The sequence below is a fragment of the Sinosporangium siamense genome (assembly GCF_016863435.1).
GTDB lineage: Bacteria > Actinomycetota > Actinomycetes > Streptosporangiales > Streptosporangiaceae > Sinosporangium > Sinosporangium siamense.
On sequence record NZ_BOOW01000050.1, the window covers coordinates 91,898 to 106,052 of the forward strand.

Annotated in this window: 9 protein-coding genes; 8 read left to right on the forward strand and 1 reads right to left on the reverse strand. The window is 70.1% G+C overall.

The window, feature by feature from the left end; translation table 11 throughout:
- Window positions 1–20: 20 nt before the first annotated feature.
- From Ssi02_RS34700 to Ssi02_RS34720, 5 genes are all read left to right on the forward strand, one after another.
- Window positions 21–674 (forward strand): response regulator transcription factor, encoded by a 654-nt coding sequence (locus Ssi02_RS34700; protein WP_204032013.1) that lies wholly within the window; start codon window positions 21–23, stop codon window positions 672–674.
- A 131-nt stretch (window positions 675–805) separates the two neighbouring features.
- Window positions 806–1,291 carry a hypothetical protein gene (locus Ssi02_RS34705; protein WP_204032016.1) on the forward strand — a complete coding sequence of 162 codons (486 nt, stop codon included), beginning with the start codon at window positions 806–808 and terminating at the stop codon, window positions 1,289–1,291.
- 68 nt (window positions 1,292–1,359) lie between these two features.
- Window positions 1,360–2,346: a hypothetical protein gene (locus tag Ssi02_RS34710; protein ID WP_204032018.1), complete on the forward strand. Its 987-nt coding sequence runs from the start codon at window positions 1,360–1,362 to the stop codon at window positions 2,344–2,346.
- Window positions 2,343–3,122 (forward strand): ABC transporter ATP-binding protein, encoded by a 780-nt coding sequence (locus Ssi02_RS34715; RefSeq protein ID WP_204032021.1) that lies wholly within the window; start codon window positions 2,343–2,345, stop codon window positions 3,120–3,122. The genes Ssi02_RS34710 and Ssi02_RS34715 overlap by 4 nt, the downstream gene beginning before the upstream one ends.
- Entirely contained in the window at window positions 3,119–4,369 is a 1,251-nt protein-coding gene (locus Ssi02_RS34720; protein ID WP_204032022.1) for an ABC transporter permease, read from the forward strand. The genes Ssi02_RS34715 and Ssi02_RS34720 overlap by 4 nt, the downstream gene beginning before the upstream one ends.
- Before the next feature lie 11 nt (window positions 4,370–4,380).
- On the opposite strand, the gene Ssi02_RS34725 is transcribed toward Ssi02_RS34720, so the two are convergent.
- Window positions 4,381–5,553, reverse strand: coding sequence for a sensor histidine kinase (locus Ssi02_RS34725; RefSeq protein WP_204032023.1), 1,173 nt, complete (start codon window positions 5,551–5,553; stop codon window positions 4,381–4,383).
- 145 nt (window positions 5,554–5,698) lie between these two features.
- On the opposite strand from Ssi02_RS34725, the gene Ssi02_RS34730 reads away from it, so the two are divergent.
- From Ssi02_RS34730 to Ssi02_RS34740, 3 genes are all read left to right on the forward strand, one after another.
- On the forward strand, window positions 5,699–7,621 hold the full coding sequence (locus Ssi02_RS34730; RefSeq protein ID WP_239130267.1) for an ABC transporter ATP-binding protein: 1,923 nt from the start codon (window positions 5,699–5,701) through the stop codon (window positions 7,619–7,621).
- Window positions 7,618–12,627: a non-ribosomal peptide synthetase gene (locus Ssi02_RS34735; protein ID WP_204032024.1), complete on the forward strand. Its 5,010-nt coding sequence runs from the start codon at window positions 7,618–7,620 to the stop codon at window positions 12,625–12,627. The genes Ssi02_RS34730 and Ssi02_RS34735 overlap by 4 nt, the downstream gene beginning before the upstream one ends.
- A 154-nt stretch (window positions 12,628–12,781) precedes the next feature.
- Window positions 12,782–14,155: condensation domain-containing protein (locus Ssi02_RS34740; RefSeq protein ID WP_239130268.1), on the forward strand; the 1,374-nt coding region annotated here is incomplete at its 3' end.

Genomic DNA, 14,155 nt, shown 5'->3' on the forward strand with positions numbered 1-14,155 from the left:
CGGAGCAGGATGGGTGCATTATGCGCGTCCTCGTTGTGGAAGATCAGGCCGAGCTGGCGGATTCGGTGGCCAGGGTGCTGCGCCGAGAAGGCATGGCCGTCGACGTCAGCTACGACGGAGACGATGCGCACAAGCGCCTCTTCGTGGTCGATTACGACGTGGTGGTCCTGGACCGGGACATCCCTGGAATGCACGGTGACGACCTCTGCGGAGAGCTCGCTTCTGGGGCCAGGCAAACGCGGGTGCTGATGCTCACCGCCTCTGGCACGATCGCCGACCGGGTGGCCGGCTTGAGCCTTGGAGCCGACGACTACCTGCCGAAGCCCTTCGCCTTCGCCGAGCTCGTGGCCCGGATCCGTGCCCTGGGAAGGCGGGCCCAGCCGCCTACGCCGCCCATCTTGGTCCACGGTGATCTGAGGCTCGATCCGGCCGGGCGGGTGGCGACGAGAGCCGGCATGCGCCTGCCGTTGGCCCCCAAGGAACTGGCCGTGCTGGAGTACCTGCTCGCCGCCCGCGGTCGCGTCGTCTCGGCCGAAGAGCTGCTGGAGCGGGTGTGGGACGAGGAAGCCGACCCGTTCACCACCACCGTCAAGGCGACGATCAACCGGCTCAGGTCGAAGCTGGGGCCGCCCCCGCTGATCGAGACCATCCCTCGCGAGGGCTACCGGATCTGATCGTCGCAGGCTGACGGCCGGCCCGTCACAGCACGGTCACAAGGCGCCTGACGCCCCTGTCACCGCTCCTCCCGTAGACAAGTGCCGAGAAGTTCACCGGACAGGGGAAGGGCACCATGCGGAAGGCACTAATGACACTGGCGGCGTTCGGGCTGATCGTCGCAGGCTGCTCGAACGGGCAGACCTCCGACGGCGCTGCCGGCGGGGACACCACCGGCGCCTCGGCCGGGCAGGCGAAGGCGGTGAAGTTCGCCGAGTGCATGCGCGGCAACGGACTCAAGGACTTCCCTGACCCGGTCGAGGGTCAGTTCAACACCAACTTCAAGCGCGGCACCGTGCTGGACCCCAATTCGCCGCAGTGGAAGACGGCCCTGGACAAGTGCAAGGATCTGCAGCCTGCCGGGTTCCTGGGCGGTGATGGTCAGGTGAGCGGCGAGCAGCAGCAGAAGATGATCAAGTATGCCGAGTGCATGCGGAAGAACGGCGTCCCGGATTTCCCCGACCCGTCGGGCGGCGCCATGCTGAGCGGGGACGCGGACCCGAACTCGCGAGAGTACAAGGCCGCGGCAGAGGCTTGCCGCGAGTTCAACCCCGGCGGGATGATTGGCGGTCAGTGATGCGGAGATTCCGGGTCATCGCAGGCCTGGCGGCCGGCGCCGCCATTGTCGCCGCAGGGGTGATCTTCGTGACATCTCCCGGTGGCACCACGCCGAGCGCGCAGTCCCGCCCACCGGAGACGGCGACGGTGACGAAGGGGCAGCTTGATTCCCAGATCACCGACGACGGGACGCTCGGATATCGCAAACGCCCTGACGGCTCGCCGTACGCCGCGGTCAACCAGGCCCGCGGGATCTACACCCAGTTACCGCAGGAAGGTGACAAGGTCGACTGCGGAGGCACGTTCTACCGCGTCGACAACCGTCCGGTGCTGCTGCTGTGCGGGGACACGCCGGCCTACCGCGACTTGTCGATCGGTGCGGAGGGCAAGGATGTCCGGCAGCTCAACCAGAACCTGAAGGTGAAGGGAGACCGGTTCACCGCGAAGACGGCGCAGGCGCTGCGGAAGCTGCAGAAGAAGCGAGGGATGCCGGTGACCGGCAAGCTCCCCCTGGGCGATGCGATCTTCATGCCCGTCTCCATCAGGGTTATCGGGGTCGCCGGAAGGCTCGGCACCGCCGCCCGCGCCGGCGCTGAGGTCGTGCAGGCGTCGCTGGCGGAGCGCCAGGTGAGTGTCGATCTCAATGCCGCCCAGCAGAGCCTGGTCGAGGAGGGGAACCGCGTTCAGATCACCCTGCCGGACAACAAGACGACCTTGGGCAAGGTCATCCGGGTGGGCGCGGTCGCCAGGCGAGGAGAGGGCGCCGGGGCCGGAACCACCGACACCACGATCCCGGTCCTCATCGACTTGGACCGGCCGCAGGACGTGCAGAAGCTGGACAACGCCCCCGTCCGGGTCGAGATCACGGTCGGCGGGGTGAAGGACGCACTGATCGTGCCGGTGACCTCGGTGATCGGCAGGGCCGCCGGCGGGTTCGCAGTGGAGCGGGTGCGCGCCGACGGGCGGCGGGAGATCGTCCCCGTGGAGCTCGGCTTGTTCGACAACGTCAGCGGGCGTGTCCAGGTCACGGGGGCTCTCGCCGAGGGCGACAGAGTGGTGGTGCCGTCGATATGAAGCGCTCTGCCTATTCCCCTGAGCGAAAGCTCGCCTTGGCATCGAGTCAGGACAAGGTTCTGGAGCTTGAGGAGGTCACCAAGGTCTACGGTGAGCAGCCGCCGGTGCCCGCACTGCGGGGGGTAAGTTTCACTGTGCGCCGCGGCGAGCTGACGGCGATCGTGGGCCCGTCCGGCTCGGGCAAGTCCACGCTGCTCCATGTGATGGGGACGCTGGAGCGGCCCAGCGGCGGCACCGTGCGGATCGACGGCGTCGATGTGGCCGGACTGACCGACACGGAACTGTCCCTCCTGCGAGCTCACCGCATCGGCTTCGTCTTCCAGCAGTTCTTCCTCGCCGAGTACGCCACCGTGGTGGAGAACGTCGCCGACGGCCTGCTCTACACCGGAGCCGACCTGTCCGAGCGCCGCGCGCGTGCCGAGGAGGCGCTCAGGCGGGTCGGCCTGGCGCACAGGGCAGGGTTCCGGCCGCCCAAGCTCTCCGGCGGTGAACGGCAGCGGGTGGCCATCGCCCGCGCCTTGATCGGCCGGCCGGCGATCGTCCTTGCCGACGAGCCGACCGGCAACCTGGACAGCGTCACCGGCGCGTCGATCGTGGAGCTCCTCCACGAGCTGCATGCCGACGGGGCGACGATCATAGTGGTCACGCACGATGCGGAGCTCGCCGCTGCCCTGCCGCGCCAGATCCGGATGCTCGACGGCCAGGTGGTCTACGACTCGGCTGCGACGCGGCGACAGGACGCGGTGGGGCAGCACGAGGAGGGCGGGGTCGGATGAGTACGGCAACGCATGAGCGCGCCGGCGTAGGACGCAGGGTCCGGCTGTCCTTCTGGGACAGCGCAAGGGTCGCGAGTGTGGGGCTGCGCACGCGGCCGCTGCGTGCCACCCTGTCGGCGCTGGGGATCGCCATCGGCACGGCCGCCATCGTCGGAGTTCTGGGCCTGTCCTCATCCTCGCAGGCGGGGCTCCTCGCGGAGATCGACAGGCTCGGGACCAACCTGCTCAAGGCCGAGGCCGGTCGGACCTTCGGCGGCCAGACCGCGAATCTCCCGATCGAGGCCCCCGCGCGGGTGTCGCACATCCCCAACGCCGAGCAGGTGGGGCACGCGGGGTTGATCAAGGACGCGAAGGTATACCGGAGTCCCATGGTCCCTCAGGCGAATACGGGGGCCCTGCAGATTCGGGCGGTCAGCCTGAACCTGCCCTCGGTCCTGACCATCGGCGTGGATCGGGGGAGCTGGCTGAACGCCGGCACCTCTGAGGGCCCCGTCGCGGTGCTGGGCTCGGTGGCGGCGCAGCGGCTGGGGATCGACCGCGTCCATCCCGGCCTGCGCATCTGGGCCGGCGGTCAGTGGTTCCACATCGCGGGCATCCTGAAGCCGGCCACGCTGGCCCCGGAGATCGACGCGAGCGTGCTGATCGGCTACGAGGCGGCCGGCAAGTATCTGGGGCATGTGGGCGTCTCGCGCGGTGAGGCTACGCATGGCCCGCCCACCACGCTTTATGTGCGCGCGGCCACCGATCACGTCGAGGAGGTACAGGCCGCGCTGGCACGGACCGCCAATCCCCAGGCCGCCAACGAGGTGAACGTCAGCCAGCCGTCCGACGCGCTGACTGCCCGGGCCGCGGCCGAAGGGGCATTCAACAGCCTTTTCCTCGGCCTCGGCGCCGTGGCACTGGTGGTGGGCGCCGTCGGCGTCGCCAACATCATGATCATCTCAGTGCTCGAACGCCGCTCCGAGATCGGCCTGCGCCGCGCTCTCGGCGCCACGAAGGGGCAGATCCGCATGCAGTTCCTCGGCGAAGCGCTTCTGCTCGCGGCGCTCGGCGGCGTCGCCGGCGTGGGCGCCGGAGCGCTGGCCACCGCGGTGTACGCGGCAGGCAAGGGCTGGGCCGTCGTCGTCCCCGCGGAGGCATGGGCGGGGGGTATCGCCGCCGCGCTGCTGATCGGTGCGGTCTCCGGGCTGCTGCCGGCCCTCCGCGCGGCCCGGATGTCGCCGACCGCCGCGCTCCGCTCGGTGTGACCGGCAGGTCCTTAAGGATCGATCCTGCACGGCGGGCTGATCGCGGGAGGGAAGGCGACACGCATCGACAACCCGCCATCGGGCCGGGCCTGCGCGGTGAGCACGGCGTCGTGTGCGGCGGCGATAGCGCGGACGATGGACAGGCCCAGCCCGTGGTGGCCGTTGCTGCGGACGGTGCGATCCAGCCGCTGGAAGGGCTCGAGCAGGCGTTCCAGCTGGTCGGGCGGGATCACCGGCCCGGTGTTCAGCACCGAGACGACGGCCCAGCCGTCCACCACACCGGTCATCACCTCGACCCGGCCGCCGGGGACGTTGTAGCGCACCGCATTGTCGACCAGGTTGGCCACGAGGCGTTCGACCAGCGCCGGGTCTCCTGAAGCCAGGGCGGGCGACAGATCAGACAGGAGCCGCAAGTCGCCGGCGGAGGTCACGCCTACCACCCGGTCGGCGATCGCGGCCAGATCGACGGACTGCCGGTAGGCGAGCCCGCCCTCGCTCTCGGCCAGGGTGAGCAGCGACTCCAGCAGGCGCCCCTGCTGCTCGCTGATGGCCAGCAACCTGCCCATGGTGGAACGCAGCGAGCCGGCGTCGGCCTCGGAGTCGAGCATGGCCTCTTCCAGAAGCGCGTGTTCCACGGTGAGCGGCGTGCGCAGCTCGTGTGCCGCGTTGGCGACGAAATGCCGGCGCGCGTCCAGCGCGGCGTGCAGCCTGCTGAGCAACCCGTCGACGGTGTCGGCGAGATTCCGCAGCTCGTCCTGGGGGCCCTGAAGGGCGAGCCGTTCGTGGATGTTCCGCGCGGAGATCCGCCTGATCGTGTCGTTCATCGTCCGGAGCGGCCGCAGGATCCGTCCGGAGACCAGCCAGCCGACCGCGAACGAGATGATCGTCATGATGGCGAGCGCGATCACCGACTGGATCAGCAGGTCCTGGATGAGGGCCTCGTTCTGCCGCTGGATGTATTCGCGGGAATGCTCGGCGACGCTGAGATCCGGGGCGAGCACTTGCTGCCCGGGCTCCAGGATGCCGTAGCGCAGCGCCTCGGCGTTGCGCCGGGAATTCCAGACCAGCAGAAAGGTGATGGCCAGCAGCACCGCGCCCGACGCGGCGAACAGCACTCCGTACAGGAGGGTCAGACGCAGCCGGACCGTCCGGGGGGAGGTGATGAACCGCAGGGAAGCCAGCATCTCCCCCATCATAGGGCGGCACCTGCCCGCGCCGTCCTCGCGAAGGCGGTGTCCAAGTGAAGCTCGCGTGCGGTTGGACCGCTCGTGGACAGAATGCGGTGCCGTACACGATGGATGGTGCGACGTAACCGGCCCTGGGGGAGACATGGGACAGGTCATGATGACGGCGGGACCAGGGGGGGTGATGGTGCGTGGCGGCGACGACGCGGGAAGCGCCCGGATTCGCCCCGGGACGGCACGCCGGACGCTTGCCTACCTGCGGCCGTACGGCGGGGCGATAGCCGCCTTCGGCCTCGTCGCCGCGGTAGAAGCGGTGATCATCGTCGCGACGCCGTTGCTGCTGAAGGCGATCGTCGACGACGGGATCTTGAAGAACGACCTGGTGACGGTGGCCCGGCTGGCCGGCGTGGTCGCCGGGCTCGCTCTGATCGAGGGGCTGGCGCAGCTCGTGCTGAGCCGGATCTCCGGTTGGATCGGCCAGGGGGTCAGCCGTGACCTGCGGGTTCAGGCCCACGACCACGTGCAGCGGCTGCCGCTGGCATTCTTCACCCGCACCCAGACCGGGGTCTTGTCCAGCCGGATGCACACCGACATCGTCGTCGCCCAGCACGCGTTCACCCAGGTGCTCATGTCGGCGTCCGCCGCGGTCACGGTCGTGCTCGTGGTGGCCGAGCTGTTCTACCTGTCATGGCTGGTCGCGGTCGCCGCCCTGCTGCTCATTCCGATCTTCCTGGTGCCGTGGGTCTACGTGGGCCGGCGGCTGCAACGCCATCAGCGTCGGCAGATGGAGCTTCAGAGCGGCCTCGCCGGGCTCATCCACGAGCGGTTCAACGTGCAGGGTGCGATGCTCACCAAGCTCTTCGGCCGGCCCGCCGAGGAGCTGGCCGATTATGCGGACCGGGCCGAGCGGATCCGCCGGATCGGCGTGACCGTCACGGTGTACGGCCGCCTCGCGTTCATCATCATGGCGCTGCTGGCGTCGCTCGCCACCGCGGTCGTCTATGGCGTCGGCGGCGGGCTGGTGCTGGACGGGGCCTTCCAGCTCGGCACCCTGGTGGCGCTCGCCATCCTGCTGGGCCGGCTCTTCGGCCCCATCACCCAGCTCTCCGGCATGCAGGCAGGCGCGCTGAACGTGCTGGTCAGCTTCGACCGGGTGTTCGAGCTGCTCGACCTGAAGCCGTTGATCACCGAACGCCCCGGGGCGGTCGCGCTGCCGTCCTCCGGCGCGGCGCCGGACATCGAGTTCACGGGTGTGCGGTTCCGCTACCCTCGCGCCGACGAGATCTCCCTGGAGTCGCTCGAAGCGAACGCACATGCCGTTGCCGAGCGCGAAGACGAAAGCCCCGAGGTGCTGCGCGGGGTCGACTTCCGGATTCCGTCCGGTACGGTCACCGCCCTGGTCGGTCCCTCCGGAGCGGGCAAGACCACGCTGGCGCACCTGGTGTCCCGGTTGTACGACCCTACGTCGGGTGCCGTTCGCCTCGGCGGCCACGACATCCGTGACCTGACCTTCGAATCGCTGCGCCGGACGGTCGGCGTGGTCTCGCAGGACTCCTACCTGTTCCACGACACCATCCGGGAGAACCTCCGCTATGCCAGGCCGGAAGCCACTGAGGAGGAACTGATCGAGGCGTGCGAGCGCGCGCAGATCTGGGATGTGATCAAGTCTCTGCCGCGCGGGCTGGACACGGTGGCCGGTGACCGCGGATACCGCATGTCGGGCGGGGAGAAGCAGCGGCTGGCCATCGCCCGGCTGCTGCTCAAGTCACCGTCGGTGGTCGTCCTCGACGAGGCCACCGCGCATCTGGACTCGGAGTCCGAGGCGGCGGTCCAGCGTGCCCTGGTGGCCGCCCTGCAAAGCCGTACCGCGCTGGTGATCGCGCATCGGCTCTCCACCGTCCGCGAGGCCGACCAGATCCTCGTCATCGACGACGGCGGGGTCCGCGAGCGGGGCACGCATGAGGAACTACTCAGGGCCGGTGGCCTCTACGCCGGGCTGTACCACACCCAGCTGAACGGGAACGGGGCGGCGAGACACCAGGCGGTGGCATTGGAGGAGAGACGATGAGCGCGGTGCCTGTTGGCGAGATCGAGGGGGTGCTGGCGGCTCAGCCCGGGGTACGGGAGGCCGCCGTGGCAGTGCGCGAGGGCCGCCTGATCGGTTATGTGGTCGCTCACGCACAGCTGGATCCGGTACGGCTGCGCGACCGAATGTCCGAAGTGCTGCCCGGCCACATGGTGCCGGCCGTGATCATTCCGCTGGACGTGATCGACCGGCAGGCGCTGCCCGAGCCCGGCGCCCCCGGGGGCATCGCGGCCCCGCAGGCAGTGGACCCGAACGTCGAGCGGGTCTTCCGTGAGCTGTTCTCCGAAGTCCTCGGGGTGCCCGGGGTTGGGGCCGGCGAGCGCTTCCTCGAACTGGGGGGCGACTCGATCCTGGCCATGCGCGTCGCAGCGCGGGCAGCCCGGCACGGCCTGACGGTGACGCCGGCCCAGGTGCTGACGGAGGGGACGGCGGAGAGACTGGCCGCCGTCGCCGGACGCCGGGAAGCCGCCCCGGCCAGGGTGCGGCACCTGGTCGAGCTGTCCGCCGACGACGAGGCGGAGCTGGCGGCGGCAGTGCCCGGCCTGTCCGAGGTCTGGCCGCTGTCCCCGCTGCAGGAGGGCCTGCTGTTCCACGCCGAGAGTACCGACGCCTACCAGGGCCAGTGGATCGTGGAGCTGTCCGGGCCCGTCGACGTGCCGCGGCTGCGCGCGTCGTGGGCCGCGGTCTTCGCGCGGCACGCGGCCCTGCGGGTGTCCTTCCACACTCTGGCATCGGGCAGGGCTGTCCAGGCCGTCGCAGGGAGTGTGGTCCCCGGTTGGCGTGAGGTGGATCTGGTCCACGTGAACGACCAGGACGCCGCGGTGGCCGATGTGATCGCCAGGGAGCAGGCGGAGCTGCTGCACCTCTCGAAGGCGCCGCTGACCCGGCTGGTCCTGATCCGGCTGCGGGAGGATCTGCACCGGCTGCTCGTCGTGCACCATCACATCGTCACCGACGGCTGGTCGGTCGCAGGGGTTCTCAACGAGGCGGCCGAAGTGTACGCGGCCGGTGGTGACGCGTCCCGGCTCGGCCCGGTGACCTCCTACCGCGAATATCTCGACTGGCTGGCCGGCAGGGATGCCAATGCCGCACGGGACGCCTGGCGTGCTGAGCTGTCCGGCCTTGACGAGCCCACTCCGGCCGGCATCGGCGCCCCCGGAGGCGAGAGCGTGTACAGCGACCTCGTCGTCCCTGAGGCACTCCATTTGGGTCTGATGGACTTCGCCCGTACCCGCGGGCTCACCCTCGGTGTGATCATGCAGGGTGCCTGGGGGATCGTCCTGTCCCGGCTGGCCGGCCGGAACGACGTGGTCTTCGGCACGGTCGCGGCCATCCGGCCCCCCGAGCTCCCCGGCGTGGAAGGGATGCTCGGGCTGATGATGAACACCGTGCCGGTCCGGGTACGGCTGCGCGGCGGGCAGCCGGTCGGCGAGATGCTCGCGGAACTGGCGGCACGGCAGGCGCACCTGATGCCCCACCAGTACCTGGGGCTGGCCGAGATACAGCGGGCCGCCGGGCCGGCCGCGGGCTTCGACACCCTGCTGGTCATGGAGAACTACCCGCGTGACTTCACCGGTGCTTACCGTTATCTGGGCACGGTCGAGGCGACCCACTATCCGCTCACCATCGGCGTCGTGCCGGGTGAGGAGCTGACGCTGCGGCTCGCCTACCGCGAGGGGGCGTTCGACGCCGGTGTCGCCGGGTCCCTGCTGGAACAGCTTCTCGGCGTGCTGGCCGGCATGGTGGCCGAGCCTCTGGTGGGCAGGCTCGGCCTGCCCGGAGCGCAACCTCTTGATCGGCCACTTGACGAGCCGGTGGCGGCGCCGCCGCTGCCGGTGCTGGTCGGACGGGCAGTGGAGCGCGACCCCGGTGCGGTGGCCGTGACGGGCCAGGACGGCGAGCTGACCTACGCCGAGCTGTGGGATCGGGCGACGGAGCTGGCGGGCAACCTGGTGGCGCAGGGGGTGGGGCCGGAATGCCTGGTGGGCGTTGTCGCCAAGCGGTCGCCGGAGCTGGTGGTAGGCATGCTCGCCGTGTCGCTGGCGGGTGGCGCCTTCGTCCCGGTGGATCCGGATTATCCGGCGCAGCGGGTTGCGACCGTCCTGGCGGACGTGCCGGTCGTGCTGTGCACCCCGGAGACGAGGGGCGTGGTGCCGAGCGGGCCCAAGGTCATCGGGATCGACACTCCCGGGCGGGCTTGGGGTGGGCCGCTGCCGCAGGCAGATGGAAGGAACGCGGCCTACGTCATATATACGTCCGGGTCGACCGGAGCCCCGAAGGGGGTCACCGTGTCGCACGCGAGCCTGTCCCGCTTCATCGCCTTCCGCCGGGAGAGGTACCTGCTTGACGCGTCGAGCAGGGTGCTGCAGCTCTCGTCGCCGAGCTTCGATGTCGCGATGGGTGACATCTGGCCGACGCTGTGCGCCGGTGCGACCCTCGTGCTCGGGCCTGTCGCCCGGTTCTCGGGGGAGGAGCTCGCCGACCTGATCCAGGACCGCCGGGTCACTCACGCGATCATGGTGGCCGGCATCCTGACACAGCTCCCGGACCGGGATCTTCCCGACCTGCGGGTCATAGTGATCGGCGGGGAGGGCGGGAGCGACATCGCGCTCCGCCGGTGGTCGTCCAGGGTCGAGCTGGTCAACGAGTACGGCGTGACCGAGGCGACCGTCACCTCCACGGTCACCGACGCGCTGACCGGTGCACCCGCACCGCCGATCGGCCGCCCGATCCCGGGTTGCCGCGCGTACGTCCTCGACGCGTTCCTGCAGCCGCTGCCCGCGGGGATCACCGGCGAGCTGTACATCGCCGGGGTCGGTGTCGCCCGGGGTTACCACGGGCGCGCCGCCCTGACGGCGCAGCGATTCGTGGCGGTGCCGGGCCCGCTTCCTGCCGCGTCCGCGGGCGAGCGGATGTACCGCACCGGCGACCTGGCCTACTGGACCCCGTCGGGGGAGCTGGTGCACGCGGGCCGGGCCGACAGCCAGGTCAAGGTGCGCGGGCACAGAGTGGAACTCGGCGAGATCGAGGCCGCGCTGATGACCCACGAGTCCGTCGGCGAGACCGTGGTGACGGTGCGGGAGGTCCATCCAGGAAGGCAGCACGTCGTCGGCTATGTCGTTCCGGGGGAAGCGGCGCCGGACCCTCGCCTCCTCCGTGAGCACGTGGCCGGCAGGCTCCCGGAATTCATGATCCCGACGGCGATCGTCGTGCTGGAAGGGCTGCCGCGGACCGCCAGCGGCAAGGTGGACCGAGAGGCGCTCCCCGCGCCGGACTTCGCCCGGCCGGCTTCCGGCCGCGAGCCCGCCACCGCGCTCGAACGGCTCCTGTGCCGGCTGTTCGCCGAGGTCCTCGGCCTGGCCACGGTGGCCCCGGATGACGGCTTCATCGAACTCGGCGGTGATTCGATCACCTCGATGCAGTTCGCGGCGCGTGCCCGCCGCGAGGGGCTCCATTTCACGTCGGCGCAGGTCTTCGCGGCGAAGACCCCGGAGCGCCTGGCGCAGCTGATCGACGGTGACCCGTCCCCGGCCTCGGCCGGTGAGCCGGCGGACGCCGACGGCATCGGCGAGGTCCCACCGACTCCGGTGATCAGGGCGTTCGGCGACGGAGCGCTGGGAACGGGATTCGCGCAGTGGGCGGTGGTCGCCGCTCCCGCCGACCTGACCCTCCCGGTGCTGACCGGTGCGGTACAGGCGGTGCTCGTGACGCACGGCATGTTGCGGGCCTCGGTAACGGACGGGCGCTTGGTTGTTCCCGCCGCCGGCGCCGTCGACGCAGGCGATCTCATCACCCGGATCGAGGCCGCCGGAGATGTCGACGCTCGGACGGCGCAAGCCGTACAGGATGCCCGAAATCGGCTGGCCCCGAAGCTCGGCCGGATGTTCCAGGTCGTGTGGGTGGTGGGAGAACCTGCCCAGATGGGCAGGCTGGTGCTGGTAGCCCACCATCTGGTGATCGACGGCGTGTCATGGCGCATTCTGCTGCCGGACCTGGCGGCGGCCTGCCAGGCGGCCACCGCCGGCCGGGAACCGGCGCTCGAGCCGGCGACCACGTCGTTCCCGGCCTGGTCCACCCTGCTGGCGCGGGAGGCGGGTAGTCCGGCGCGGGCAGTGGAGCTGGACTCATGGCGCGCCGTACTCGATCACCCGGCTCCACCCCTGAGCGAGCCCGACAGGGTGAAGGACACAGGGGCGACGATGCGGTCGCGATCGTGGACCCTCTCGGGGGAACGGGCGGTACGGCTGGCCGAGCGCGCACCGGCGCTTTTCCACTGCGGGATCCACGAGGTGCTCCTGGCCACGCTCGCGGGTGCCGTCGCCCGGTGCTGGGGGACCGGCTCCGTGGTGCTGGACGTCGAGGAGCACGGCAGGCGACCGCTCATCCCCGGAATGGATCTGTCGCGGACGATCGGCTGGTTTACCAGCGTTCATCCGGTACGGCTGTCGCTGACCGGCATCGACCTGGACGAGGCAGTGGCAGGTGGCCGGGCCGCCGGGCACTTGGTGCTGACGGTCAAGGAGCAGGCGCGTGCCGTACCCGGCGACAGGCTGGGGTATGGCCTGCTCCGCCACCTCAACTCCGAGACCGCGCCGGTCCTGGCCGCCCTGCCGGCTCCCCGGATCGGGTTCAACTACCTGGGCAGGTTCACCGGCTCCGGCGGCTCGGCGCCCTGGCAGATGATCGGGGGCATCGGCGGGTCCATGGATCCAGGCACGCCGCTGCAGCATGCGATCGAGGCCAACGTGATCGTGCGGGACGGGCCGGAGTTCGACTTCATGGTGAACTGGGCCGACCGGCTCCTCGACGGTGACGACGTCGAGGCTCTCAGCCGTACCTGGCTCGACCTGCTGTCCGGGCTCGCCGACCACACGGAAGCGCCGGACGCCGGTGGCCGTTCCGTCTCCGACTTCGACCTCATCGCCCTCGACCAGGACGACGTGCGCGAGTTCGAGTCGATCGCGGCACGGCTGACAGGCGACAGCTGATCCCGGAGCGCCCAACCGTGGGATATCCGCAGTTGGACGACGCCTTTGTGACTCTGGGTAATTGGACAATTCTTGATGATTGCGGGCGGAGATACGTAATTTCGCGGTGTTTACCCGAGATCCGCGCTCGACTGCACTGATTAGGGAGACGTCGATGACCGCGTCATCACACGCCGCCGGGCCGGCCTTGGCCGAGGTCTGGCCGCTGACACCGATGCAGGAGGGCATGCTGTTCGACAGCGGGCTCGACGGACCCGCCGGCTCGGGTCCCGCTCCCGACGTCTACGTCATCCAGCAGTCCCAGCTCATCGACGGAACGCTCAACGCGGACCTGCTGCGTATCTCCTGGCAGGCATTGCTCTCCCGGCACGCGGCGCTGCGGGCCTGCTTCCACCGCGGCAAGTCGGGTGCGCCCGCGCAGCTCATCCTGCGGGAAGCCGAGCTGCCGTGGAGCGAGCGGGACCTGTCCGGGCTCTCAGAGGAGGCTGCCCGAGTCGAGGTGGCGGTGCTCGCGGAGAAGGAACGCAGCGCGGGATTCGACCTGGAGGTGCCGCCGCTGCTGCGATTCCTGCTGATCAAGCTCGCCGACGATCGTCATATCCTGGTGACGACCGGCCACCACCTGTTGATGGACGGCTGGTCGAAGGGCATCTTGCAGGCGGAGCTGCGGGCCGTCTACGAGGCCGGTGGCGATGCCACGGTCTTGGCTCCGGCTGTGTCGTTCCGCGAATACCTGGCCTGGCTGGACCGGCAGGACAAGGAGGCGGCCCGGTCGGCGTGGCAGGCCGAGCTGGCGGGGTTCGACTCCCCGGGCTCCGCCGTGGGCGGGGATGGACTGGGCGAACGGCAGGAGATGGAGCCGCCCGCCCAGGTGGAGTTACGGCTGACAGCCGAACAGACCGCAGCGCTGACCGAAGTCTCCCGGACCTGTGGGCTGACGTTGAACACCCTGGTGCAGGGCGCGTGGGCACTGATACTGGCGCGGCTGTCCGGGCGGACGGACGTGGTGTTCGGGACGGCGGTGTCCGGGCGCCCGCCGGAGTTGCCGGGCGTGGAGCGGATGGTGGGGATGTTCGTCACCACCGTGCCGGTGCGGGTGCGGCTGCGCGGCGAGCTCCCGTTCCTGGACCTCCTGGCCGAGCTGCAGGAACGGCAGCACGCGCTGTCGTCTCACCATCACCTCGGCCTCGCGGAGGTGCAGCGATTGACCGGGGTCACCGTCGACACGCTGGTGGTGTTCGAGAACTACGCCGGAATGAACGACGCGGGTGGGAAGAAAGGGCCGGTTCCTGTCGGCTCCCTGGGGTTCACGTTGCTCGACGTCGATCAGGCCACGCCGTATCCGCTGACGCTGACCGTCCTGCCCGGCAAAAGCCTTGAGTTCCAGGTGCAGTACCGGCCCACCGCGATCGACGGTCCCGTCGCGCGCGGCGCTCTCGGCGAGCTGGTCCAGGTCCTGGAGCACTTGGTGACGGATCCGCGTATCCCGGTGGGCCGGGTGGAAGCGATGACCGCTTCAGTGGATGGC